We start from the raw sequence: 21,387 nt of genomic DNA, 5'->3' as shown, positions 1-21,387 counted from the left end.
TACTAAGCAGCGACGGCGAGATTCCCATAAGCTTAGCGACCTGAGCGCCTCCATTCCCCTTGGCCTTTAGCTCAAGGGCGATAGCGCGACGAACGCCTTCCCTCATAACGCGGGCGTCCGATGATTGGCTTAGGCGTTTCGTAAGCGTCGTCGTCGCACTCAGCGCGCCAAGTGTCGCGCACGTCGCCGGGGATGATCGGAACATCGGGCTTCGGCACCAGTCGCACAATCTGGCGCGGCACGGGCGCGGGCGTTTTCCGAATGCCAGCAAGCACGGCTTCCCATTGGGCTTCCGTGAGGATGGCGAGAACTAGAGGATCGGTAGGGTAGGCCATTGGTGGACGGGTAGCTTTCGATATTATGCGAGTGCTCAAACAAACATTGATAAGGTGCCACCCGTCCGGGTTAGGCGGGGGCAAAAGCCCCGGCACGATCCTTATACCACCCCGATATGGGCGGTGCAGTAATCGACCGAGGGGTTAGGCTTCGTTCGTGCTGAGCTTACCGCCCGAACCGATCCAGACCGGCGAACCGACGACGGCGACACCAGTAGGCCAGCGGCGCGCAACGCATCGATCCTTGGCAATGCGCGTGACGTTCACGGCGTTGGACTGATTTCCACCAAGGACGTGATACGCCGTGGCATCCTCGCCGACGTAGAACCCGACGTGACCGCCACCGGGGCGCTTGAACACCAGCACCGCACCGGGCGCGAGACGATCGGCGCGCAGGTTCGCGCCCCATGCTTCCCATGAGGATGCCCGCACGGCGACCTTTGGGGGCTCTAGGCCAGCCTCAGCGACGCAATGCGCCACGAACGTGCCGCACCACGGCGTTTCATCGTCAACGATGGCGATGCCGAGCGCGCGCGAACCAAGGCGTTTAGCCCAACCAAGGATGGTGGGGCTGTGCTTCGGCCCGACGATTTCACGGGTGCCGATGAGGGATTTTGCGACTTCATACCATTTCATCGGGTATTTAGGCCGAGCACGACCGTGGCAAATTGTGCTTCCGTCAGGCTAGCACCGCGCCTATAATAGGTAGCAGGACTAGCCTGCGTTTTTTAAGAGGACATTAAGAAATGCCGACAATTAAAAGCGTTGTTGATAAAGCAACGGCATCTGCCATTGGTGACGGACAGTTCGGCCACTATAAGGATCGCTTACGGGAGATGCGAGACTACATCATTCGTCAGGCGGCTCAGGAGGGATACTCGCGCTCCGATATCGAAGATTATGTCGGTCACGATCTTGATGACTACTGTGACCAGCAGTTAGAAATGGTTTGGCCACACGGCGCTGGCAAAGCCTGAGCGTTCGAAGCGCCCCTTTCCGGGGGGCGCTTCAGTCACCGTCAATCATTCTAAGCAACGCCGCCAGCACATCGGCTAAGTCGCGATTTGACGCCTCAAGTTCATCGATCCGATCGCGGACACTACGAAGATCGGCGGCGAACGTGGCGTTGCGGTGCATCGCTTCCGTAGAGCGTCGCTCAGCGGCGGCAGCGGTTCGCCCTACCGTCGCGGCATCCCAACGCTCTAGGGCCGCTTGCGAGGCGATGTAGGTGCTTAGAGCGGCGATCGTCTCAGGATCGCCGCTCAGGGCATCTAGCAGCCGCGCGGCTTCATCATGGGAAATAAGGGGCATCTCTTATTTAAGACGCGGCGCACGCCCCTTTGCTTGCATTTCCAATGACACCTTGCCCCCCGACTACTAGCGATGAGGCATGAACGGGAAAACATTCGGCCTCACGGCATTGCTTGTGGCGGGCGCGGCTATCGCGACCGATGCGCGATCATGGCTTGTTGGTAAAATTCTGGACGCCATTACGCCGACCGGGGGTTGGAGTCTCGCCAACCTCCTGAACATGCCATGGGGCAGCATCATAGGCGTCCCTGCCTTCATCTGCGCAGCGCTTTGGCTGTTTTGGGATACCGTTGGACGTGCCACCTTTCGCGCACGCTTTGGCACCGATCGCGCTCTGAGCGAATTTGTCTATCCGCTTGAACGGGAGATCATTGACGCGCGGAACCAGATCAAAAGCCTGTATTCAGCGCTTAACTCCTTGAATGATCGTGAACGACTTAAAAGCGTAACTGCCGAACTCGAAGAGGCAGCGAACCCGATCGATAAGCTTGCTCATGATTACGGAAAACTAAGCGACGGGCAAGAAATGTTACTTATGCAGTTTGAGGGCGAGTGGACGGGCATTTACTCTTATTGGCTGAGTATCGCTCGCCCCTACGATCCAGACTTGATCGACACCCTCGTTTCATTTCCTGAAGGAACCTTTGAGGAAGAACTACCTAACGCCGCGAACTTTCAAACCAAAGATTGCGCTCGCGTGTATCAAGCGTTCGCCGCACGGATGAATGCATGGCGTGAAACGCGCGATGAGATACAGACGAAGGTTGATGACGCCGCGTTTGGGCGCAAGACAATCTTTCAACGGCTAGGTGGCACCCTCCCCGTGATTGGCGAGGAGCTTTAGGCGGCGATCCCGAACCGGATAGTCGCTGCGATCGTGCCCACGCGGATGATGTCGAAGTTGGCGAACGCACCGTGATGGGCGCGAGCGGCGCGCTTGTAAGCCTCATGGGCAAGCTCAGGCGTGTCATGCGTGCCAAGGTGTATGTAGCAGCCCGCCACCATGATGGTTGCGCAGTAACGCTCCACCTTGCTCGCCGCGCGCTTCACGCCCTTGAAGCCCGTGCGGCTACGTCCGGGGCGATTATGGCTATTCTGGAGGCGGGTTGCTGGCCTCAGATTGTCGATCGCGTTGTTGAGCTTGTCGCCATCCTCATGATCGATTTCGAAGCTAGGCCAATCGCCATGATGCAACGCCCATGCGACGCGATGCGCAAGCAGCATCCCGTATTCGTTGATCTTGAGGAACCGATAGCCGACGTTCATCACGCACCCGGCGACGGTGCCAGCGTAGCGCGAGTTCCATTGCGACACGCGCGAATGCGTGAGGGGGCCGCGCCTTGTGGCGGATATCGCCAGTCGCGGGATCGTATGAGTAAACCGAGCGCAGATATTCGATCGACGGCAAGGGGTGAATGCGAGGGCGGGCCATCTTAGCGACCCCCGTAAGCTTCACGGTAACGGTTCCGTGAAAGCGCGTCGGCGTCGCGTCGTCGGGTAGAACCCAAGCGTCAACCCAACCCTCAGCGATGTTATAGGCCACCGGGCGGGCCATCGTTCCGCCATCTAGGCGGACCTCGCCGATATCCATCGTCGTAAGCCCCGTGGCCTCATCGATCGTATCGACCGCCATCGCGTTGGGGGCCTCGACCGTGGCGAGGAAGTCGGCGTAAATCTCAGCCTCAACCCGCTTGAAGGCCGCTTCGAAGCGATCCGCGCGTTTGCGCTGGTGATCAGTGCGTTTACGCTCATGATGGATCGCGAGCATGTTAAAGATCGCGGCGCAGACGATCAGTGAGATAATGACGTAAGTTGACATGAATACTCCCACGAGGCGTGATTGCCTCATGAAAGTATTTATGCTCGCGGCTAAATCTGGCTTAGATAAGCCCCGATTACATGATAATCGCCATGTCAGCTATACGCTCTGAGATACTATTGACGGTTGAGATTTGCTTGCCCGCCAACTTGGTCCCCTTGTTCACGACGCCCGTAAGGATAGCGAACCACTCACGCTCCTTAGCCGTCATCTTGGTGCCGTAAATTTCCCAAAAGTCGTGCATAATGGTGCGCATATCGACCGCCGACATGATGCAGGCGGCGGGCACTTCCGGGGTGACGTGGCGCTTGCGACGGGGCGCGGGCACTGGTGCCAACGCCTCGCCGAAATGCTCCACCATCGCCGCGTTGAACGCCTCAAGGATCGCAGCGGGATTGTTGGACCCTTTCAGCAGCGCGATCGTGCCGCTGAAATAAGGCTTGAGGGCCGCGTTCATGCCACCGGCTCACGATGACCCGAATTCGCGGGGGATGCGAGGGGCGCGACGGTCGCGCATGGCGAGCTTGCGCTTTTCTTTGTCGGCGAGCCGCTTGGCTTCGCGTTCCTCAGCGCTGAGCACCAACGGCTTGCGACCGGGCGCTTTCTTCGTCTGAGTGGAAAGATCGAGATCGACCTTATCGAGCGTCGCCAAGATATGCGGTTGAGCGTCGAAGAACGCCTTGAGATACTCAGCCTGAGCGCGGTTGAAAACGTGAAGCACAACGTCGCGGGTAGACGTTACGTCACGCACTGAGGTGCGGGTGACGAACTGCAAAACCGCTTCGTATTCGTTGGAGACGATCCAGTCATCGGCCTCACAACCGAGCGCGCGAATGGCTTGCTCGATTTGCGGGGAAGGCTTCGCCGCGTAGAACATCGCCGCCGTGTCATACGACATAAGCAGGCTAGTGCCCGCTTGGCGTGGACGCTGGTAGTTGTCGGCACCAAGATGGCGTTCGATCGCCCCCTTGGTATTGTCGTTCGACGACCAGAACAGCGAACCGGCTGGCGTGCTCGCCGCGATATGTTCGGCGATCATGCCGAGATCGGCTTGCCCCGCCTCACCCTCGAAATACCACATCGAGCTGGGGCGATCGGAATAGTAGACGATCCGGGCGTTGCGACGACGAAGCGGGCGGGTGCCCATGTCGCTAACCGTCTCCCATTCGATACCATCCTCATCGAACAGCTTGAAGGCGAGCGACTTGGTGAAGCCGCTACCGAGGAAGTAACGGTTCGTGAACGCGGCGATCTGCCCCGGATGAAACAGCGAATACCAAAGCCACGGCTCGCCGTTCGTCATGTCTCCCCATGCTTCGAGGTTCACGACGGGGCCGCGCCGTGGATCACGGCAACGACGGTGGAAGTGATGGAGGTAGGCGTGACCCTCGCAATTCGCGATGCTCGAAGCCGCCAGCGTGGCACCCTGAGCCGTAAGCCCTACCATCCGCCAGTTATCGCCATTCACGCCGTCTAGGGGGCGCGAGCGTATAGTTCTCCTCGAAGAACGCCACGTCGGTGGGGGTGCGGTAGGAATGCGGGGCGAACATGCTGGGCACTTCGTCAACGATCAGCGTCCAACCCTCGAAACCGTCAAACTCGCTCGACATCATGCCTTCGTGCGAGATCAGCACGATGACGTGATCGTTGCCCTCCGTCGTGTGCGGAACGTCGGCGATCTGGCGTGCGACGTTGCCGACGCGACCGTTCTTCGCGAAAATCTTGACGATCGTCGGAAGGGTTTTATTGATGCGGGCCGCGTCGAAAATGCGAGCGACCATTTCATCCATCGTGTTGATCCGCTCAGTCGCGAAGACATAGCGGCCCTTGATGCCCGTCATCATTTCAATAGCGCGGTGCGTCTTGCCGACGCCAACCGGGGATTCGTCTACGGTAATCTTCATGGTGTGACTTCTAATACTCCTTGTGAAGTATTATTTAGCACGACAGCCACGCGGCTTGCATTATTGAAGTTGCGCAGTTCAACCTGTTACCGTGCCGTCCTATTGAACAGTCTGTTACATCTATTACCTAGAGTATTATAGGTATTGCAGGTTACAAGTCGAAGTCGTCACCAACTCAGTTTACTTCGAGGGCAAGACATTACTTGTCGTGGCGGGCGCACTTCAGCCCGCTACGGGAAGTGGTAGATTGCTGGACTTGCGGAGCCCTTCGCGGAGCAAGGCCACCAACATACCGCTTCGAACGCACCAGCGCACTAATCACGTCATCGGGAACGCTTGAGCGTTGGTGCAGGATCATGGGGGCGTCGGGCGCTTCGCACCCTCCGGCTTTGTTGCCCAAGTCGAGTGCGCAAGCGCCCACGCCGTGGACAAGTCGCGGACTGAGGACAAAGGGGGAGATCGAGCTTTCGTGTTCGGTATCAATCTCGACTTGGCACCACTCCCCCATGAGCGCGAAGCGCGACCAGCCATAGAACGGCAAGGTAACACGAATAATGCGGGCTCAGGCTCAAGCGGCTATGATGGTGGCAAGGTTGGCGCGGGCACCCTAACCGCCAACCATGAAAGGATGGCACCCGCTGGGAAGTCTTCTAAGTGATACTCCAAGACGCCCGCGCCAGCACTTACCCCCGCTCAGTGGTGCCGAAGTTTCAGTCACGTAGCCCCACGGGGTCAAGAAACTCGTTCGACCACGCTTGAGTCTCTTCACTTGGGTCGTAGGCCAACGCATTTTCGTCAACGACACGCCAGAACCTCAAGTCGTCTACCTCGTCATGAAAAACGAATTCCGTAAGGACAAACATAGTCCAGACGTTGCCCCTAATCATACCTAAGATGAAAGGAAGAGCCGCGTCGTCGTCTTTATACAGGGTCGGCATTTCAAGCATTGAATGCTCCCGCCCGATGTGGACGAACCCGTTCAGCATTCCATAATATTGACCAATTGGCGGAAACACTGGCTTCGCCCATCCCACACAGTTGGTGGAGGGCAGTTTACCGTTGTGAAATTCTTCTACCGCATCTGGCCTGATTTTTAGGACAACAGTCGTTGCCAACGTCTCAATTAGTGATCGGCTGATCATGCCAAACTGCCGTCGATAACCGTGTCGGGCAACCTCAATGCTGGCGATAAAGGAGTTGGCCGCACTCGCGAGGAGCCGTGCCGATGTTGCTCTGTATCCGTCATCGTCCAAGCGCGGGAGATGTCGAAGGATCATGCCTTGGGTCGCCGCAAAGATAGCGCTGACTTCCTTGATATGCGACTTGGCAATCTTATCGAAGGAGCGGGCAATGCGCGGGCCATCCCGGTAAAGTTGGTTCTCCAGCATGTTCTTTTTTAGGAACATAAATCGATTGTTTTCGCGGTCGAAGTTGATCGCCGCCACATCCTCGCGTTTGGGTATCGAATGGGCGTCACGATGCTTTCTATCGAATGATTTCTTGGTCATTCTGGCTGCGTCGCCATACGCCATTCGACACCGGAAGCTACGGTCATCTTGCTTATCAGCTTCTCCGATCGCGCCGCTAAGATGGCCTCAATCGCGTCGATCAAATCCTTCCAATCTGGCGAACCGCCAAACTGGTAGCGCAGCGAGAGGCTTGAATGAAGTTCGTAAACCCCATCGACGTATTGTATCTCGGTCATGTCAGTGATCAAGGACGTAGCTGGATCGTCGTGCGCAAACCGCTCGTTGCGCATTGTCAAAATCTCGTCGTGCCTATCACGGAGGCGCTCAGGGAGGTCATTGCGTTCGAACCCGCTTGCGGCACCACCGAGGTGCAGGCGAACATAGGTGACGACGAATGCGGTCGTCAGCATATCTAGGTCGAGTATCGATTCCATATCGGCGGTGTATTTTCGGTTCCATAGCCGCTCTTGGATATGCCTCAGCATGAGGACGTGGACCATTGACCGAGAAATCCGTGAAGCCTTGTCGAGGTGCCCAGTCACCTTTGCGAGCACCGCGCGCCCCTCCTCCCCCGACAGCTTCAAGCTCAACGCGCATCTCATCAGGCAAATGGTGAAACAACTCCTCGGGAATGCGGATCATGCCATCATCGTCTTCTACCATTGGCTTCGCTCCCCATGACGCTTCGCTAGTGTAAATATAGCATGACCGATAAAACCGACTACCATAAAGCTGGAAATGGCCGCGCCGTGAGCGAAGCCGCGACGATCAAAGCCGAAAACCGCCTCAACCTAGCCACCAAACGTGCTCAGGAAATCAGTGCGGGCGGTAAGTTCGTGCCGATGGTGAGCGCAGAACAGTGGGATGAAGTATTAGAGCGCATTTCGAACGGTGAAATCGGCGCTCACGTCATGAGGTCTTACGGATTGAGCCCCGCAACTCTTAACGCGAAGTGTCGTCGTGATCCTGAGTTTAAGGAACGCTACACCGACGCGCTCGAAACAGCATATTTGAATATCGCTGAGGATATTCGCATGGTTACGCGCGGCGTTGAAGGCTATTCGACTGGTGATGTTCGGCGTGATGAGCTTGTCGCGAAGTATGATCTAGCGATTGCTCGCGCCCTTGCTCCTAAAGTTCTCGCTGAGCGCACTCAGCACGAACATACAATGAGCGTCGCGCCCGTCATGCTTCCGACGATCGCCTTCCATACGATCGATCCGGCTTATGACGTTAAGCCACGCGACAAGGACTGATTTCGACAGTTCGGAAAGTTTCACGCAAAGCACAACGACCGTTGACCTTCGTGTTAGGAAGAGCGAGTCTAAGCCATCAACGGCTTGGATGCTCGATATGCGTAAGCGCAACTTTGGACCCGGATCGATTGCCGCCCTCACCGGGCGCGGCACCGTCGCTCGCTTTGCGGATGGCACCTACGCTGAGACGGAGGTTCAGGCCGCACTATGCACCCGCGTGATCTACACGCACCGTAGGGGCCTCCTACCCCTGCCCCAGCGCCTACGTGGCGAGTGGGAATGCGTGGTGTTTGCCAAGGATCACAACGCCATGAACTTCGCATCGCCCTTACTCATGCTCGCTCGCAACCCCCGGATCGCCTACCTGAGCGAGGGAAACGGTTCCGGTATCCCCGGCATGACCTCAACATTGCCCCGGCACCATCGCACCCGCTATGCGCCGCGCGTGGCGGGCTTTGTCAGTTATCTAAGGGTGAGCACCGCCAGACAGGGGGCAAGCGGCCTTGGCCTCGAAGCTCAGCGCCATGCCGTTGCCGCCCGCCTCGCCGATGGTGACGACCTGATAGCCGAGTTCATCGAAGTGGAATCCGGCAAACGTGGCGATCGACCCGAGCTTACCCGCGCCCTCACCGAATGCCGGGTTCGCAAGGCCACTCTCATCGTTGCCAAAGTGGACAGGCTCACCCGAAACCTGAGCTTCCTCCTCACGCTCCTAGACGCTGGCGTTGAGCCGATCTTTTGCGACCTCCCTACCATGGAAGGGCCTATCGGACGGTTCATGCTCACTCAGATGGCGGCGGTGGCGGAGTTGGAAGCGGGCCTTATCTCGAAGCGCACCAAGGAAGCCCTAGCAGCCGCAAAGGCGCGCGGTGTGACGCTTGGGGGTATCGTGGGGGTAGCGCCGACTACAGCGCTCAGGGGAAGCTCAGCGGGGCTATACGGGCGGCTAACGCCCAAGCCCGCGCTCACGACCTGAAGGGGGCAATCGATCGAGCCCGCGCTGATGGCGCTACGAGCCTTACTGCAATAGCCGCCCACCTCAACGCTCAGGGCATCACGACCAATCAAGGGGGGCAGTGGCACCCTCAGTCCGTAAAGCGGGTGCTCGCGATGCAGCAGAATAATACCTGATGAACCGCATGGCTCAGGGCTTCACATCGATCGGTTTGTAAGCGCCTCCAAACGAAGCATATCCCCTGCATCACAAACAGGCTTCCCAACGCCGTTTGCGATCTCAGCACTCTGGTGTCCGTCCACCGTAAGCGATTTGCGAACCTTGGCCCGCTGCTTGGGCGATACGCCCCCCGTATTCGTTGCGAACCTGACAAACCAGTTGATTGACGCCCGCCGACGTTCCGTTCGAAGAGGTAGCCGCAACGGGCTTATCGGGAACTCGGTTGTGCCACAGGTAGGCGAACAGTAGCAACATGATGACAATCAAGCCGAGAACGACCCACTTCGTGATGACGTAGGTCTTCTCACCCTTTTTGACGCGCTTCCATTCGAATTTAAGAAGCTCTTTGGATGCCGCAAGATACTTTTCCTCAGCGGCCTTAATATTAGCGACCGTTAAGTTGGCGTTTCGACTCGCAATAACTTGAAACTCGTCCATTGCCGTTATCAATTCTTTAGTAGGCTGCTCATCGTAATTCACACGCAGGATTATGCCGTGATTCGCTTCGTTAAGGAGCTTATAGTTTTCCGAGATATCCTTAACCGGCTTTTTCGATGCGAGCGAAACTCGCACCGCGTCGGCTATCGCGTTGATATTAACGAGGTAGGCGACCAAACATTTGCGCAGATCGTCTATCCACGCTTGACGAAATTCCGAAACCTTCTGCTCTTTGCCGATGATAAGGCCCAAGAGCGAAACAAGGCCCGCGATTATCGCAGCGCCTACCGCGCCGATGCCGATGTCGTTCATCTCGCTACCCGCGCCCTTGCCCTTACGCCCCCCTCACCCTTCGGGCTTGGAACAATGCGGTTATGATGCAATGTTGAGCGACGCATAACAAGGCGATGAGTGCGGACGCAACCGGGGGGCAAGTTCGAGAATGGCCGAGACACTGACTTTCCATTTCGAAGGCTCTCTTGCCGACGAACACACGATGAACTTCTACGAGTCAGCCCGCTTTCAGTATGCCGCCTCCCGGCTAATGGTTAAGCTGGCGCAGTATCGGAAATCCGGTAAATTTGTAAAAAACATCTCCGATAAGACCAATCCTGACATAAGACTGCTCAGTCAGGCAGACGGCTCGTTCAATATCAATATCGAAGACGCCAACGAGCCGGATGCCGAAGATTTTGTGCAAGTGCCGCTTTCCGATCTCATCGCCTATGTATCTGAGCGCATTATCGAAAAGCTGGAAACGAACGTCATCGGTAAGGCGCTGAGCAAAGCCGGGATCATCGACGCTGACGAAAGCGAAACCGACGACATCGAGGATTTTGACGAGGCGATCGAGGAATATCTCGAAACCAACGGCCTCACCACGTCGTTGAATAAGAAGACCAAGAAGCTCATTCAGCGCCGGGTGGCGGAGGCTCAGCGCGAACAGGTCATGCTGGAGAACGAGGCGACCATCGCCAAAATCGACGCGGAAAGTGGGCAGCAGCTTGTAGCTATGGCAGCGCCTTTGCTGAGCGAGATGGCTCTAGTAGCGCTTCGCCGCAGCGCCGACACCTTCGAGGTTAGGTCGTCTACCTACGGTCGGACAAAGCCGATCCTCTTTCTAGACCGCAAGATGGCTCAGGAAATCGAGACGGCGGTTGTTGATGACCGGATCACCCCGATCTTGGGCGATGTCATCCAGTTCAATAAAAATAATGGATGGGGTAAGGTCGAAATTGAAGACGGCGCTAGAACGCTCAGCTTCAACATTCCTTACGACAAGCTTGGAGCAATGAAACAGAATCTGATTGATCAGATGAAAAAGGACTTGGTTTACCTACAGACCTACTTTGTGCGCGATCAGGCTCAGGAGGTTAAGCGCCTTATCGTCGTTGGTATCCTCACAACGCCCACCGTTTGACGGCATGAGGGTATGATGTTTCTCGCAATCCTTGGCGGCGTCTGGCTGTTTTTCTTCTATATGTTTACCAGCAAAGCGCGCGGCCCCTACAATCGGCGAGCACGCGGCCCGAGCATGTCGAACGACACCCTGTTCGCCGCAATCACGGCGACAATCATCACCGGCTTGTTTGCGGTAATAGGCTTTTGCTCGACCCCCTACTCATGACTGAGATCACGCTTCACACCCTTATCTACACAAAGGCGGACCTCGACCGGACCCCGGACGATGAGCGCCTATTCTTCCTCATGGCTTCGAGCGTCGCCAACGACACCCAAATGCTCAACAAGACGATGGCGGTGATCCTCCGGGAAGACGACGCGGGGTATAGGATTACTAACCAAGGCAATGCCGCGTTCGCCTTAATGATGCTTCGAATGCTTACCGGACGCCTCAACGAAGGCTGGAAGCTTATCCGTAAGCACCGGGCCATGATTGAGGCCAGTTACGAGAGCGAGCTATCCGAGGACGCGAAGGAAGGCTTTCACGCGATCCTCGCCTACTTTGACCATCCTAAGCCGGGTAGCCTTATCTGGCGCGTTCGGGACGGCATGGCCTTCCATCATGCTCCCGATCATGTCGAAGCTGCTTACCGATCGCTCGACCCCGCGACCGACATCGGCGACTATTTGCATCCAAGCATCGGCAACACGCTGTTCTACACGATTGAACTATTACAGTATGAAACGCTAAAAAATCTTGCCGGTATGGATGATCATATCGAAGCTGTTCACCAGCTTGTTGAAGATACTCGACTCCAGACGGTCGCGTTCAACTCGTTCATTTTTGGCTTTACGCTCGTCTTCGCAAAACGTTACCTCCAACACGCGCTTGACGGCCTCAAAGACGAACGCGAGACAATCCCCGTTCCTGAGTTCGAGGCGCTTAACCTCCCCCTACTTTTCTCTTCTACCGGGTAGTAACGACGTATGACGATCGAGCATGACGCAGCGCGTGAAGCCGTGATGACCTTAGGTCTACTCACCCCCGATGCTATCCCTACGATCGCCCGCCTAATCAACGCCAATTTCAACGAACATCCGCGCGCTGTCGCAACGCGATACCGCAAAGAAGGCGATCAAATAGACGATGCCGCCAAAAAAACGTTGGGCATCCGTAAGAACGGCTTCCTTTCGAAGGCGTCGTATAGCGAAATCACGAACCTTGGCCTCGCGTCGCCGCTCACCGCCCATGAGACGACGCTGCTACGCGCTACCTTCACCGTAGCGCGACACAACCGCGTCGCGCAGGGCGAGGCTACCCGCGAGCACCTTGGCACCAAGTTTGCTGGCTACCTTCACGAAACCCTTCACCGCGAATGCTCCGCCTGTAACGAATTGAACGGCGCGATTACCGATGCGGCGGGCGCGGCGATCATGCCGCCAGCCACCTGCGTTCCGGGCTGTTTCGCCAATTATGACATCCGCGCCAAAATCGATTGGCTTGCCGATATCGATTAAGGGCGCTTAGGCGGCAATCTGATGTCTCGGCTTGAAGAATGCGATGACAATAGATCGTAACCGACTTCAAGATCGGGCCGGAAGACTTCATGTAGAGTTTCAAGACGCTTCATGCTCCACTTGATTAGCTCGTCTATGGTCGCACTTAGCTTGGGATCGAACGCAAGGTTATCGTCATAGAGCGAGATTGAGGTTGCGCGGGCTACCCTCAACCGATTGCCAGCCTCCCATATCTCGACCAATGCCGCGTAGACGTTGGGGCCGAACAGAAACTGACTCTCTCGCATTTTCATCGCGTAATGCGCGAATCTTGCCTTCCCTTCGTCACTATCTCCAAGATCGCTAAGGTGCAGCACGAAGTCGGCGGCGATTTCGTATGTCGCTAAGCGCCGTTCGAATAGCTCAGCCTTTAGGCTCGCCTCTTCGAGCGCGACTTGGCGACTGAGAATGTCGGCTTGCCGCTCAGCTATTCCCGCTTGGCGTATCCCGACCCGGTAGGCGAAAACGACTGCGACGATACCGACGATCAACGACGCGAGCGCGCCCATGAGCGCCGCGAACGACGGCCAGTCAAAGCCGTGCCAGTCAATCACCCGCGATCCCCCCAACCTCGATACCGAGCCCTTGGGCACCGTCTAGGCGATCGGCTCAGCTTCATAAATAGGTGATGGAAACTACCATCACCATTCATGGCCGCGAAGGATATAGCGCCCTCGTTAAGTCGATCGTTGACGGCGCGCCCGTCGATCTTTCCGGCGCGACAATCTACTTCGAGGCACCAGCCGCTAAGCTGAGGCTCCTACTCCCCCGTCGATCCGATCGATGCGACCTCGCTTCGCCTCACGCTCACCCGCGCTCAGGTTGAGACGCTCCCGAGCGTCTCTAGCGCCTTCGCGATCATCGATGAGACCGGCCTTCCCAAGGTGATCGAGCGCGGCACCATCGTGCGCGACGGTTACAAGGGTGAGCCCAAGTGAGCGCGCCCAAAGATGGCGTGATCATCATCACCCCGCCGCTCCCCAAAACGATCATCACTCAAGCTCAGCCCTCGACCATCGGCGTTAAGGGCGATCCCGGCGAACCCGGCCCGATCGGACCCGTAGGCCCTCCCGGTATCGACGGTAAGGACGGACGCGACGGCATCGATGGTGCCAAGGGTGCCGATGGCATCGTTGGACGTGATGGCGTTGACGGTGCCCCCGGCGCTCCCGGCAAGGATGGCGTAGACGGTAAGGACGGCGCACCCGGTGAGCGTGGCGCTACCGGCCTCAAGGGCGATGCTGGGGCCGATGGTGCCCCCGGCGCTCAGGGTGAGCGTGGCGAGCGCGGCCTACCCGGTGCAGACGGCGCTAAGGGTGCCGATGGCGCGCGCGGTATCGACGGGATAGATGGCACGCGCGGGGCGAAAGGCGATCCCGGCGAGGATGGCGCACGCGGCCCCAAGGGCGATCTCGGCGACACTGGACCCAAGGGCAATCCCGGCGATGTCGGACCCAAAGGCGATCCGGGCGTTCCCGGTGCCGATGGTGCCAAGGGCAGTGATGGCGCTCAGGGCGAACGCGGCCTTCCCGGCGCGGATGGTGCCCCCCGGTGCCCCCGGTGCCCCCGGCAAGGACGGCGTAGACGGTATCCAAGGGCTTCCCGGCCTCAAGGGCGATCAAGGCACTCAGGGTGAGCGCGGCTTGACCGGCGAGAAAGGCGAGAAAGGCGACGTAGGGCCGCAAGGCCCGCAGGGTATCCAAGGCCCCGCAGGCTCAGGCGGCGGATCGGCGGCTAATGGCCTTCCGGCTGGCGGCACGACCAACCAAATTCTCACCAAGACGGCGGGAACCGACTATGCGGCGGCGTGGCAGACCAAGACGTTCCTCGCGACGGCGGGTTCGAACGGACAGGTGCAGTATCGTAACGGTGCGGCACTGGCGGCGGCGACTAAGGTTTCGATCAACGCCGATGGGAACCTCATCCTCGAAGGCAACAGCGTCGTGCGCGCCGCGAATATCGCGAACCGCGCGTTCCTGAGCACGTCGGATATCTACAACACGCAAACTGAGTTTCCGCTTGGGATTTCGACGGGCTTTTCATCGCAACGCGAGTGGATGGCGCACGGCGATAGCGTGAGCATTCACCGCAAGGCTTGGGATGCCACCTATTCGGGCACCCCCGTGGGCGTTTCGATGGCGGTAAGCACCACGCTTTGCGAACCTCAGATCAGCTATGAGACGGCGGCGGCGGCTGGATCGGTCGCGGGTATGGTTTGCACCAACCCGATGATCAAAGGCTTTAACACGGGCGTTGGCGGGCTTTACGCGACCATTCGCCTTCGCATCCCGACCCTTGCGGCTGGGCAGCGTTGGTTCGTCGGGCTGGTGAACGATCTCAACGCGCCGACCGATCAAGACCCAACGACGATGACCAACTTTGTTGGCTTTGGGGCGAACGCTGGCGATGCCAATCTATTCTGGATCACGCGCGGAACGGGCACCGTCACTAAGAACGACATGAACATGCCAAACAACCTTGGCGGGGCGTTCTATACGTTCTTGTTCTATGCTCCCAACGGCATTTCGAACACGACGGCGACGGTTCGAAACGGGCCTTACAACATGGGCGGTTCAACCACCGGTTTGCCGGAAGGCCGCTACTATTTGAAGGCTTGGGTAAGCACCGGCACCAGCACCACCAAGACGGCGATCAACATTAGCCGCGCGTATATCGAGCATATCTACAACGTCTATTGAGTGAGCGGGGGGCAGCAATGCCCCCGTTAGCTTAAATATGGGATGGCCTCTATCGTCCCTAATCAAATCAATATCTCGACATTCCAGCCCAAGCACCTTCAGCTTTTCAAGTGGATCGCCGACCCGACCGTTCGCAACATCCTTGCGGCTGGCGGCGTCCGCTCAGGCAAGACCGTCACCGAGATTGCGGGAATGTTCTTTCGAGCGCAGCGCGCGCCCGGATCGACGCACGGTTTCTTTCATCAGACCCGCACGTCGTGCGAGCGAAATCTTTTCAAGACCAGCTTTCCCGAGACTTTGGAAATCCTCATGCCGGGTTGGTATGCGGACCTTAAAGCCGCGCCTGAAAACTATATCAACCAATCCGATCTAACGGTTCGCCTGCCCAACGGCTCGAAGTTTCTATTCATGGGGCTGGACGATCCCGATAAGGTTCGCGGCCTCAAGTTCTCAACGATCATGCTCAACGAAGCCAACTTCGTTGATTACAAAAACGGTTATGACGCTTCGCGGGCGTCTATCCGAAAGCGTCGCGACGCTTAACCCCGCGACTGGCAAGGCCGATGGCCCGCCGCTCGAAACCAAGATGCTTTTCGATCTTAACCCGACGTTCAAAAGCTCTTGGGATTATCAAGTGTTCGTTGAGGGCGTCGTTCCCGGTGAGCGTAAGCCGATCCCGCGACACGACCAGACTTACCGCTACCTCACGATTAACGCGATCGACAATAAGGCCAACCTCCCGGCGTCATTGTTCGAAGACTTCGAGTCGATGACTGAGGAACAACGCCGTCGCGACGAACACGGCATGTGGACTGAGGACAACCCGCACGCTTTGTTCAACCTCGCCAAGATCGGACGCGAGCCGATCGACCCGGACACGCTTAGCGAAATCGTCGTTGCGCTCGACCCGGCAGGAACCGCGAACAAGAACAGCGACAGCACCGGCATTATCGTGGCGGGCCGCGACGGTAACGGCGGGCTTCACGTTCTCGAAGACGCGACGTGCAAGGCTAAGCCCGATGACTGGATCAAGGAAGCGCTACGCCTTCAAGAGAAGTATGATGCGCGGTGGATCATCACGGAACGCAACTACGGTCGCGATATCCTCGAAAGCCTCTTGTATCGCGTAGCGCCGAACGCCCCGCACAAGTTCGTTGATGCGATGGGGCGAAGCAAACGCCTTCGCGCTGAGCCCGTCGCCACGATGTATGAACGCGGGCGCGTGTCGCACTCGCGCGTTTTCCCTGAGCTTGAACAACAGATGATCGAGTTTGACTCGCCAAGCTTTAAGGGTTCGCCCGATCGGGTTGATGCTCTCGTTTACGCGCTTACGCACCTATCGGGCGAACGTGGCGCAGGCCCGGTTAAGTCTATTCGACTTGGCGGCTTCATGGGCGCTTAACTTCCTAAATATGGGATGCTCATTAACGACCGCTCCCCCGAAATCGCACTCTTCCTTGAGGAGTGGAAGGCCAACCGCGCCATCATCAAGGGGGAGCGTGCCGTAAAGCACCCCCTCGCTATGTTCCTGCCCCGCGACGACGCGATGACGGATACCGCTTACGCAAACATGGTGCAGCGCACGCCGTGGTTCCCCGGCGCGGCACGGACGTGGGAGGGCCTCAAGGCCCTTGCTACGCATAAGCCCGCGATCACGAACGCCCCCGATAGCGTTGAGGATATCCTTCGCACCATCACGCGGCAGGGATACAGCCTCGACAATCTGGCGGCACGCCTACTGAGCGAATTGCTCATTACCAACTTCGTGGCGCTCACCGTCGATTACCCGACCAGCACCGGCCCGATGTCTCAGGCTCAGGCGATCGACAAGGGCGTTCGCCCATTCATCGGCATGTATACGGCTGAGAATATCCTTGGGATTGAAACCGGCGTCATCAACAACCGCCAGCGCGTCACCCGCGTTCGCCTTCATGACGACGTTTCGACCATTCGCGAGCTTCGCCTTGATGACGGCGTTTACAGCGTGAATATCTGGAAACTCAACGGCGGACAGTGGACGCGCGTTAGCTCAGTCGTGCCCTCGAAGAACGGCGCGGCGCTGGACGAAATCCCGTTCACGCTGGTGAGCACCGAGGAAGACTTTGAGCCGACCAAGGCCCCGCTCGCCGACGTTTGTTCGATCAACAAACAGCTTTTCATGGCATCGGCTAACCTCGCCATGTGTCATTGGTGGATCGCTCAGCCGATCCCCTACATCATCAAGAAAATCGCTGAGGGCGAAGGCGAGATTAGCGTTGCCCCCGGCACCGTCTGGCGGTTCGATTGCGACCCGAAAGAGGCGGAAGTTAAGTTTCTCGAATGGGCAGGCGGACAGGTTGCGGAGCTTCGCGCTGAGGTGGAAACGCTCAAGGCCGATCTCGCGAAGAACGGCTTGCGGATGCTCGCCGACGATCGCGCCGTTGCTGAGGCGGCAGAAACCGCCGCTATCCGTCGCGCGTCTGAAAACGCGATCGTCGCCAATATCGTGCGCGAGCGCGACGAAGGGCTTAACGATGCCCTCGCTTGGGTAGCTTGGTGGCTCGACCTCGAAGAGGACGCGATCGAGTTTACGGGTAGCACGGACTTCAACGCCATGCCGCTCGACACCGCCGCGCTTACGTTCCTCAAGAGCTTGAAGGATACCGGCGATATCTCGCGTGAGGCGCTTATCGATATCCTCATTTCGAATAAGACTTTGCCGGAAAATTTCGACCGTGAAGCCGACGCGCAAAAGCTTGCTGAGGAACTCGCCGATCGTCCGCCAGCAATCGTAATGCCGATCGCGAACGATAACACCGGGCAGGACGATGAGCCCGCCTCCTAAATAGGAGGTGGATCAGGACAAACTCAGGGATATTCTTTATCGCCACGCCACGGCGGCGCGCGACATCGGGCAAGGGATGGCTAACGACTTCGTTAGCCAACTCAACAGCTTTGACGAAGAGCTAAGCGATCTTATCGCCGCGCGTTATGCGCGTATCGAGCGCGACGGCTTCGACAAAGGCCCCGCGACGACCAAGGCGCTTGAGGACATGAAGCGCGCATATGCTGAGGTTAACACCAAGGCATACGGGAAGGCCGCTAAGGGCCTCACCAGCGACCTTGAGGCCATCGCCAGCCATGAGGCGACGTTTGCCGCCAAGGCGGTGAGCAGCGCGGGCGTGAAAGTCGATTTCGGCGCGACCATCCCCGGCCCGCAATACCTCAAGGCCCTAGTCACCACCACGCCCCTACCGTTCGCCCATGACGGGCATACGCTCTTGATGCCTTGGTTGGAGGTTCAAGAGGCGGGGCGCTTGCGTCGTCTCGAAGGATCGCTTCGCATGAGCGCTGGCCTTGGTGAAAGCACCGGGCAGGCCGTGCGGCGCATCATGGGCACGAAGGCGGGCGGCTATGCGGACGGCATCCTCCAGACCAGCCGCAAAGACGCCACCACCATTGCGCTAACCGCGAACAACGCGATCTCCAGCGCGGCCCGCAACGAATCCCTATTCGCGCATGAAGTCTATTCGATACGTCGAATGGAGCGCGATCCTCGACAGCCGCACAAGCCAGACTTGCCAGAAACTGAGCGGCACGATCTTTGTAAAGGGTTCGAACCACCAGCAACCACCCGCGCACCCGCGTTGCCGTTCGTTGCTCATCCCCCGCCGCGACAATGAGGGCACGAAGCACAAGCCTTATGGCGAATGGCTACGCGACCAGCCGGAAGCGGTGCAAGATGACGTGCTAGGCAAGGCTCGCGCCGACGTGTTCCGCGCGAACCCGGATTTCGATTTCGCCGGGTATTTCAAGGAAGGCGGCGGTTACAAGTCGATCGGCGAGCTTCGCCAGTTCGATGAGCGTCTATTCGGCGAAGGCGGCGTAAAGAGCCCCGCCAAGCCCAAGGCGAAGCCGGAAGCCCCCCAAGGCACCCCCGGCGACGCCTGAGCGCGCCCCTGAGCCTCCTAAGCGCCTCACCAGCGCGATCGACCCGGCTATCAACGACAACACGGTTCCCGTGATCTCGAAGCGTGAAGCGACGAAGCGGCTTACCCCCGGCATCGCTGAGGCGGCAAGCTCGCCGATCTATGAGACGCGCCCCGAGTATCGAAGCGTTAAGCCTGAGCACTTCGGCAAGGTAACGCTTGGCACCAACCTTAGCGACGAAGCGGCTTCAGCGATGGCGGCACTTTGGCCGGAAGTGGACCGCATCACCGATGCGTTTGCCGTTCCGCGTCTTCGTGGCATCAAGGGCGTTGGCGGACAGAACGCAACCGCCAGCATGGGCGATGGCATCCTTAACATCAACGCGACGCACTTTAATGGCTTTGCAAGCCGCGTTGGCCTAAAGGAAACCGGGGCGGAGTCCGCCGCGTTGATCAAAGCCCGTAAGCAGCAAGTGGAGTTGAAAGCCGAAATCGATCGCATGAGCGCACAACTGGTAAAGCTTCGTGAACAGGGCATCGCCTTGGGCAGCGATCCCGCGAACCGCGATAAACGCTTTGTTATCGCGGCGGAAAGTCGCGAACTCGTGACGGCTTACAAAAAGCTCGCGAACAAAGAGTTTAAGCTTCGCGGCACGATCCGCACGATGGAACGCCAAGGCGGCGGCGAGCCCGTGAGCGAGTGGAAGGTTGGCGACGACATTAAGCTTCGACCCTACACGAACGACAAGTATTTTAGCGGCATCGATAAGATGCGTTCGACGCTTTACCATGAGCTAGGACACCAGATTCACCAAATGTGGAAAAAGAACGGACGGCGCTACATTGGCAGCAGGAAGAACAACCCGCCGCTCGAAGACCGCTTGTCGTCAATGTTCTTTACTAAGTTTCATGGCGCGGCCCCCCGGTAACTTTGGCGGGCGTGGCATTGAACGCAAGAACCAGCTTAGCACCACCTACGCAACGACCAATGAGTTCGAATGGTGGGCGGAAAGCTTTAGCGCATACATGATGGGACGCCCCGACTTGGCGGACCCCGATCTAGTGAAGTTGATTGAGGAGTTGCTTGATGAAGCCGCAAACGCTTGATGCCCTTAGCGACGTGATCGCTAAGGGATATGATCTCACTCTTGAGGATGCTCAAGAAATCGACTTCCTGACGTCGCAAGTCGATTGGGAAGTTGCGTGCCGCGCATTCGATGCGGTGCGGTTGATCATCACGGACCCGATCTATCAGGGCGATATTCCCGCCGACTACTTCGACAGTGAGGACGACTAAACACGATCCCTATCGGCAAGCGGGCCTAAATAACATGCTCGCTTCCGGCGGGCATCAACCGCGCTACTGGCGCACCCGCTAAGGCTACTGGCCGAAAAGGATATATGAAGACCCTAGAAGACGCACTTGCCGCGATCGAAACGATGCGCGCCGACCATGAGGCCGAAAAGGCCGCAATCCTCACCAAGAACAAAGAGCTAGTTGCTCGCGAGAAAGCCGCCAAGACCGCAGCCGATGAAGCTGAGGCCGCACGCGAGGAAGCCGCGAACACCGCCGCTTCAAAGGCTGGCGACGTAGAGGCGGTTAAGGCCGCACTCGAAAAGAAGCACAAGCTCGCACTCGACAAGCTCACCGCCGATATCGCTTCGCGCGATACTCAGCTTGGCACGCTCTTGATCGACAACGCCATCAAGCAGGCCATCACCGAAAACAACGTCCTTCCTCAGTTTGCCAAGGCGGTTGAGGCCATGCTTCGCGCTGGTGCCAAGATCGAGAATGGCGAAGCACTGAGCGCGGACGGCACCCCCCTGAGCGACGCGAACACCGCGTTCTTTAAGTCGGCGGACGCAAAGCACTTCGTGAGCGCCCCGGCGAGCGCAGGCGCGGGCGCGGCTGGCAACAGCACGGCGAGCAATGCCGCCAAGTGGACGAAGCCGCCAGTCACCGGCACCGAAATGACGGAATGGATGCGCGATGCCGTCGCCGATCCCGTTTCTCACAATTCGATCGCCACAAGTTGGAACCGCCCCGACCTCCAAGTCTAAAATCGGGTTCGAACAATACTCTCTAATAAATAACCGTGGAGCCCTAAAGCTCCAC

General features: G+C 58.0%; 30 protein-coding genes. 19 read left to right on the top strand and 11 right to left on the bottom strand.

The genetic code is table 11. The features are described from left to right. Positions 1–71: 71 nt before the first annotated feature. Together NHF48_RS19875 and NHF48_RS19870 are read right to left on the bottom strand one after the other, a co-directional pair. The gene (locus NHF48_RS19875; RefSeq protein WP_263816994.1) at positions 72–335 is read right to left on the bottom strand and encodes a hypothetical protein; all 264 of its coding nucleotides are present in this window, start codon (positions 333–335) and stop codon (positions 72–74) included. Positions 336–479: 144 nt separating this feature from the next. After that, the gene (locus NHF48_RS19870; protein WP_253072084.1) at positions 480–971 is read right to left on the bottom strand and encodes a TIGR02594 family protein; all 492 of its coding nucleotides are present in this window, start codon (positions 969–971) and stop codon (positions 480–482) included. 110 nt (positions 972–1,081) lie between these two features. Between NHF48_RS19870 and NHF48_RS19865 the strand changes: the two genes are divergently transcribed. Further along, entirely contained in the window at positions 1,082–1,312 is a 231-nt protein-coding gene (locus NHF48_RS19865) for a hypothetical protein (RefSeq protein ID WP_253072083.1), read from the top strand. Positions 1,313–1,343: 31 nt separating this feature from the next. Here the strand turns inward: NHF48_RS19865 and NHF48_RS19860 are convergent, their stop codons facing one another. Continuing rightward, a complete protein-coding gene (locus NHF48_RS19860) occupies positions 1,344–1,646 on the bottom strand; it encodes a hypothetical protein (RefSeq protein WP_253072082.1) in 303 nt (100 codons plus the stop codon). Between the two features lie 79 nt (positions 1,647–1,725). Here NHF48_RS19860 and NHF48_RS19855 point away from each other — a divergent pair, with 79 nt between their 5' ends. Next, positions 1,726–2,490, top strand: a complete 765-nt coding sequence (locus NHF48_RS19855; protein WP_253072081.1) for a hypothetical protein — start codon at positions 1,726–1,728, stop codon at positions 2,488–2,490. Here NHF48_RS19855 and NHF48_RS19850 read toward each other — a convergent pair. From NHF48_RS19850 to NHF48_RS19825, 6 genes are all read right to left on the bottom strand, one after another. Beyond that, positions 2,487–2,960, bottom strand: coding sequence for an HNH endonuclease (locus NHF48_RS19850; protein WP_253072080.1), 474 nt, complete (start codon positions 2,958–2,960; stop codon positions 2,487–2,489). The genes NHF48_RS19855 and NHF48_RS19850 overlap by 4 nt on opposite strands. Before the next feature lie 581 nt (positions 2,961–3,541). Next, positions 3,542–3,922 (bottom strand): hypothetical protein, encoded by a 381-nt coding sequence (locus NHF48_RS19845; protein WP_253072079.1) that lies wholly within the window; start codon positions 3,920–3,922, stop codon positions 3,542–3,544. A gap of 9 nt (positions 3,923–3,931) precedes the next feature. Beyond that, positions 3,932–4,912 carry a hypothetical protein gene (locus tag NHF48_RS19840; protein WP_253072078.1) on the bottom strand — a complete coding sequence of 327 codons (981 nt, stop codon included), beginning with the start codon at positions 4,910–4,912 and terminating at the stop codon, positions 3,932–3,934. Between the two features lie 7 nt (positions 4,913–4,919). Continuing rightward, positions 4,920–5,369 (bottom strand): hypothetical protein, encoded by a 450-nt coding sequence (locus tag NHF48_RS19835; RefSeq protein WP_253072077.1) that lies wholly within the window; start codon positions 5,367–5,369, stop codon positions 4,920–4,922. Positions 5,370–6,079: 710 nt separating this feature from the next. Beyond that, positions 6,080–6,877 carry a hypothetical protein gene (locus NHF48_RS19830; protein ID WP_253072076.1) on the bottom strand — a complete coding sequence of 266 codons (798 nt, stop codon included), beginning with the start codon at positions 6,875–6,877 and terminating at the stop codon, positions 6,080–6,082. Then, on the bottom strand, positions 6,874–7,428 hold the full coding sequence (locus tag NHF48_RS19825; RefSeq protein ID WP_253072075.1) for a hypothetical protein: 555 nt from the start codon (positions 7,426–7,428) through the stop codon (positions 6,874–6,876). Before NHF48_RS19825 ends, NHF48_RS19830 begins: the two co-directional genes overlap by 4 nt. Positions 7,429–7,542: 114 nt before the next feature. Here NHF48_RS19825 and NHF48_RS19820 point away from each other — a divergent pair, with 114 nt between their 5' ends. From NHF48_RS19820 to NHF48_RS25445, 3 genes are all read left to right on the top strand, one after another. Next, the gene (locus NHF48_RS19820) at positions 7,543–8,094 is read left to right on the top strand and encodes a terminase small subunit-like protein (RefSeq protein WP_253072074.1); all 552 of its coding nucleotides are present in this window, start codon (positions 7,543–7,545) and stop codon (positions 8,092–8,094) included. A gap of 88 nt (positions 8,095–8,182) precedes the next feature. Beyond that, positions 8,183–9,070: a recombinase family protein gene (locus tag NHF48_RS19815; protein WP_263816993.1), complete on the top strand. Its 888-nt coding sequence runs from the start codon at positions 8,183–8,185 to the stop codon at positions 9,068–9,070. Beyond that, entirely contained in the window at positions 9,031–9,225 is a 195-nt protein-coding gene (locus NHF48_RS25445) for a recombinase-like helix-turn-helix domain-containing protein (protein WP_342454764.1), read from the top strand. Before NHF48_RS19815 ends, NHF48_RS25445 begins: the two co-directional genes overlap by 40 nt. A 103-nt stretch (positions 9,226–9,328) precedes the next feature. Here NHF48_RS25445 and NHF48_RS19810 read toward each other — a convergent pair whose 3' ends face one another. After that, a complete protein-coding gene (locus NHF48_RS19810; RefSeq protein WP_253072072.1) occupies positions 9,329–10,018 on the bottom strand; it encodes a hypothetical protein in 690 nt (229 codons plus the stop codon). 130 nt (positions 10,019–10,148) lie between these two features. Between NHF48_RS19810 and NHF48_RS19805 the strand changes: the two genes are divergently transcribed. The 4 genes from NHF48_RS19805 to NHF48_RS19790 are packed head-to-tail and all read left to right on the top strand — an operon-like array spanning position 10,149 to position 12,625. Beyond that, positions 10,149–11,126 carry a hypothetical protein gene (locus tag NHF48_RS19805; protein ID WP_253072071.1) on the top strand — a complete coding sequence of 326 codons (978 nt, stop codon included), beginning with the start codon at positions 10,149–10,151 and terminating at the stop codon, positions 11,124–11,126. 15 nt (positions 11,127–11,141) lie between these two features. Next, positions 11,142–11,333, top strand: coding sequence for a hypothetical protein (locus NHF48_RS19800; RefSeq protein WP_253072070.1), 192 nt, complete (start codon positions 11,142–11,144; stop codon positions 11,331–11,333). Beyond that, on the top strand, positions 11,330–12,085 hold the full coding sequence (locus NHF48_RS19795) for a hypothetical protein (protein WP_253072069.1): 756 nt from the start codon (positions 11,330–11,332) through the stop codon (positions 12,083–12,085). The genes NHF48_RS19800 and NHF48_RS19795 overlap by 4 nt, the downstream gene beginning before the upstream one ends. Positions 12,086–12,094: 9 nt before the next feature. Beyond that, positions 12,095–12,625 carry a hypothetical protein gene (locus tag NHF48_RS19790; RefSeq protein WP_253072068.1) on the top strand — a complete coding sequence of 177 codons (531 nt, stop codon included), beginning with the start codon at positions 12,095–12,097 and terminating at the stop codon, positions 12,623–12,625. Here NHF48_RS19790 and NHF48_RS19785 read toward each other — a convergent pair. Beyond that, complete coding sequence (locus NHF48_RS19785; protein WP_263816992.1) at positions 12,622–13,257, bottom strand: hypothetical protein; 636 nt, start codon at positions 13,255–13,257, stop codon at positions 12,622–12,624. The two genes, NHF48_RS19790 and NHF48_RS19785, sit on opposite strands and share 4 nt — an antisense overlap. Before the next feature lie 341 nt (positions 13,258–13,598). Between NHF48_RS19785 and NHF48_RS19780 the strand changes: the two genes are divergently transcribed. The 10 genes from NHF48_RS19780 (at position 13,599) to NHF48_RS19735 (ending at position 21,332) form a co-directional block, all read left to right on the top strand. Further along, complete coding sequence (locus NHF48_RS19780) at positions 13,599–14,300, top strand: hypothetical protein (protein ID WP_253072066.1); 702 nt, start codon at positions 13,599–13,601, stop codon at positions 14,298–14,300. A 217-nt stretch (positions 14,301–14,517) separates the two neighbouring features. Then, positions 14,518–15,363 carry a hypothetical protein gene (locus NHF48_RS19775; protein WP_263816991.1) on the top strand — a complete coding sequence of 282 codons (846 nt, stop codon included), beginning with the start codon at positions 14,518–14,520 and terminating at the stop codon, positions 15,361–15,363. Between the two features lie 42 nt (positions 15,364–15,405). Then, on the top strand, positions 15,406–15,906 hold the full coding sequence (locus NHF48_RS19770; protein WP_253072065.1) for a phage terminase large subunit: 501 nt from the start codon (positions 15,406–15,408) through the stop codon (positions 15,904–15,906). Then, positions 15,863–16,765 (top strand): phage terminase large subunit family protein, encoded by a 903-nt coding sequence (locus NHF48_RS19765; RefSeq protein WP_253072064.1) that lies wholly within the window; start codon positions 15,863–15,865, stop codon positions 16,763–16,765. The genes NHF48_RS19770 and NHF48_RS19765 overlap by 44 nt, the downstream gene beginning before the upstream one ends. 144 nt (positions 16,766–16,909) lie before the next feature. After that, on the top strand, positions 16,910–18,187 hold the full coding sequence (locus NHF48_RS19760; protein WP_263816990.1) for a DUF4055 domain-containing protein: 1,278 nt from the start codon (positions 16,910–16,912) through the stop codon (positions 18,185–18,187). A gap of 7 nt (positions 18,188–18,194) precedes the next feature. Then, the gene (locus NHF48_RS19755) at positions 18,195–19,025 is read left to right on the top strand and encodes a hypothetical protein (protein WP_253072062.1); all 831 of its coding nucleotides are present in this window, start codon (positions 18,195–18,197) and stop codon (positions 19,023–19,025) included. Further along, positions 19,000–19,293: a hypothetical protein gene (locus tag NHF48_RS19750; protein ID WP_253072061.1), complete on the top strand. Its 294-nt coding sequence runs from the start codon at positions 19,000–19,002 to the stop codon at positions 19,291–19,293. The genes NHF48_RS19755 and NHF48_RS19750 overlap by 26 nt, the downstream gene beginning before the upstream one ends. Before the next feature lie 70 nt (positions 19,294–19,363). After that, complete coding sequence (locus NHF48_RS19745; RefSeq protein ID WP_253072060.1) at positions 19,364–20,200, top strand: hypothetical protein; 837 nt, start codon at positions 19,364–19,366, stop codon at positions 20,198–20,200. A 158-nt stretch (positions 20,201–20,358) separates the two neighbouring features. Further along, positions 20,359–20,568, top strand: a complete 210-nt coding sequence (locus NHF48_RS19740) for a hypothetical protein (protein ID WP_253072059.1) — start codon at positions 20,359–20,361, stop codon at positions 20,566–20,568. Positions 20,569–20,711: 143 nt separating this feature from the next. Then, positions 20,712–21,332: a hypothetical protein gene (locus NHF48_RS19735; protein ID WP_263816989.1), complete on the top strand. Its 621-nt coding sequence runs from the start codon at positions 20,712–20,714 to the stop codon at positions 21,330–21,332. Positions 21,333–21,387 lie beyond the last annotated feature (55 nt).

The organism is Sphingomonas sp. H160509 (assembly GCF_024124765.2).
GTDB lineage: Bacteria > Pseudomonadota > Alphaproteobacteria > Sphingomonadales > Sphingomonadaceae > Sphingomonas.
Note: the sequence above shows the minus strand (reverse complement) of the source record. Positions and strands in the feature narration are given on the sequence as shown.

Excerpts from the sequence above, each read along its gene's own strand:
- NHF48_RS19875 (WP_263816994.1), bottom strand. The coding sequence starts at position 335 with ATGGCCTACCCTACCGATCCTCTAGTTCTCGCCATCCTCACGGAAGCC.
- NHF48_RS19870 (WP_253072084.1), bottom strand. The coding sequence starts at position 971 with ATGAAATGGTATGAAGTCGCAAAATCCCTCATCGGCACCCGTGAAATC.
- NHF48_RS19865 (WP_253072083.1), top strand. The coding sequence starts at position 1,082 with ATGCCGACAATTAAAAGCGTTGTTGATAAAGCAACGGCATCTGCCATT.
- NHF48_RS19860 (WP_253072082.1), bottom strand. The coding sequence starts at position 1,646 with ATGCCCCTTATTTCCCATGATGAAGCCGCGCGGCTGCTAGATGCCCTG.
- NHF48_RS19855 (WP_253072081.1), top strand. The coding sequence starts at position 1,726 with ATGAACGGGAAAACATTCGGCCTCACGGCATTGCTTGTGGCGGGCGCG.
- NHF48_RS19845 (WP_253072079.1), bottom strand. The coding sequence starts at position 3,922 with ATGAACGCGGCCCTCAAGCCTTATTTCAGCGGCACGATCGCGCTGCTG.
- NHF48_RS19840 (WP_253072078.1), bottom strand. The coding sequence starts at position 4,912 with ATGGTAGGGCTTACGGCTCAGGGTGCCACGCTGGCGGCTTCGAGCATC.
- NHF48_RS19835 (WP_253072077.1), bottom strand. The coding sequence starts at position 5,369 with ATGAAGATTACCGTAGACGAATCCCCGGTTGGCGTCGGCAAGACGCAC.
- NHF48_RS19830 (WP_253072076.1), bottom strand. The coding sequence starts at position 6,877 with ATGACCAAGAAATCATTCGATAGAAAGCATCGTGACGCCCATTCGATA.
- NHF48_RS19820 (WP_253072074.1), top strand. The coding sequence starts at position 7,543 with ATGACCGATAAAACCGACTACCATAAAGCTGGAAATGGCCGCGCCGTG.
- NHF48_RS19815 (WP_263816993.1), top strand. The coding sequence starts at position 8,183 with ATGCTCGATATGCGTAAGCGCAACTTTGGACCCGGATCGATTGCCGCC.
- NHF48_RS19810 (WP_253072072.1), bottom strand. The coding sequence starts at position 10,018 with ATGAACGACATCGGCATCGGCGCGGTAGGCGCTGCGATAATCGCGGGC.
- NHF48_RS19805 (WP_253072071.1), top strand. The coding sequence starts at position 10,149 with ATGGCCGAGACACTGACTTTCCATTTCGAAGGCTCTCTTGCCGACGAA.
- NHF48_RS19800 (WP_253072070.1), top strand. The coding sequence starts at position 11,142 with ATGTTTCTCGCAATCCTTGGCGGCGTCTGGCTGTTTTTCTTCTATATG.
- NHF48_RS19795 (WP_253072069.1), top strand. The coding sequence starts at position 11,330 with ATGACTGAGATCACGCTTCACACCCTTATCTACACAAAGGCGGACCTC.
- NHF48_RS19790 (WP_253072068.1), top strand. The coding sequence starts at position 12,095 with ATGACGATCGAGCATGACGCAGCGCGTGAAGCCGTGATGACCTTAGGT.
- NHF48_RS19770 (WP_253072065.1), top strand. The coding sequence starts at position 15,406 with ATGGCCTCTATCGTCCCTAATCAAATCAATATCTCGACATTCCAGCCC.
- NHF48_RS19765 (WP_253072064.1), top strand. The coding sequence starts at position 15,863 with ATGACGCTTCGCGGGCGTCTATCCGAAAGCGTCGCGACGCTTAACCCC.
- NHF48_RS19760 (WP_263816990.1), top strand. The coding sequence starts at position 16,910 with ATGACGGATACCGCTTACGCAAACATGGTGCAGCGCACGCCGTGGTTC.
- NHF48_RS19740 (WP_253072059.1), top strand. The coding sequence starts at position 20,359 with ATGAAGCCGCAAACGCTTGATGCCCTTAGCGACGTGATCGCTAAGGGA.
- NHF48_RS19735 (WP_263816989.1), top strand. The coding sequence starts at position 20,712 with ATGCGCGCCGACCATGAGGCCGAAAAGGCCGCAATCCTCACCAAGAAC.